This window comes from Oleiphilus sp. HI0043 (genome assembly GCF_001634935.1).
Map to the genome: position 1 here is coordinate 1 of NZ_LWEY01000157.1, position 1,129 is coordinate 1,129.

At 42.5% G+C, this 1,129-nt stretch carries 1 protein-coding gene; it reads right to left on the reverse strand.

Going from position 1 to position 1,129, the window contains the following annotated elements:
• Window positions 1-244 precede the first annotated feature (244 nt).
• Window positions 245-1,129 (reverse strand): cell wall metabolism sensor histidine kinase WalK (locus A3729_RS02965; RefSeq protein WP_231877311.1); only part of this gene is annotated, 885 nt, incomplete at its 5' end.

Below are 1,129 nucleotides of genomic sequence, written 5' to 3' on the forward strand. Positions count from 1 at the left end.
TAGTAAAGCAATGGCTGACCGCCTAATGCTACATGCAACAACATTGGAGTTTGTACACCCTATTTCAGGAAAACAAATAAAGGGCTTATGCCCCTCTCCATTTTAGCCGATACTAAACGCTGGAATGATATTCATTAACTCTACTCTTTCCCTTGAGTTAGTGCCGCTCCCCACAAGCAAAAAGTATGAGAAAAATCACTTTTCACTATTAAAAAAAATGAACATTCCCGTCTCACCCTCTAAGCTAGACCCTCATCAAAGCAAAGGAAAATTCTGTCCCGGTATTTAACTGAGATCTGACGCTAATGATACTGTCATGCAATTCAAGTATCTTCTGAACGATACTTAGACCAAGGCCAGCGCCGTCTTTCCTAAGCTCAGGATTTACGTCTGACGTAGACTGGTAGAAACGCTTAAAAACATAAGGGATATCTTCGGCAGCGATGCCACGGCCAGTATCAAAAACACCGACTTGAACGCCGCGTCCTTCTAACTTCAGTGACAAGGTAACTTCACCACTTTCTTTACTGTGAGAGATAGCATTATCAATCAGGTTCTGGAGCACCCTCTGCATAAGAGAAATATCGGCATTCACCAAAACATTCTCATCAGGCACTTTTGCGATCAATTCAAGCCCCTTTTCTTGCGCTCGTAATTCATAGTCTTGTCGCACATCGTAAACAAGCTCAGTCAAGGAGAATATCTCGTATTGTGGCTGAACCCTCCCCGCTTCTAGTTTAGATAATTCAAATAATTGACTAACTAAATCCCTTAAACGCTTGCTATGACGATGCGCCACTTCCAAATATTTTCTCTGCTTAGCAGAGTCTAGCGTCTCGGACTTGATAATGAGTGTTTCCAAATAGCCCTGCATGGCTGCCAATGGCGTTCTTAAGTCGTGAGAGACATTAGATATTAACTCCCTTCTTAAGCGATCACTTTCAGCGAGTTGATCAAACTGGCTTTGTATTCGTTGGCGCATAAGCGAAAAGGAACTCGATAAAACTTCAATTTCATCACTGTTACTCCTTAATTCCCAAGCATCACTTGTGCCTAGCTCAGCCTCACGATAAGTTCGAATTTCCTGAGCCAGCTTCCTCAGTGGGCTAGTAATTCGCTTGAAAGATAA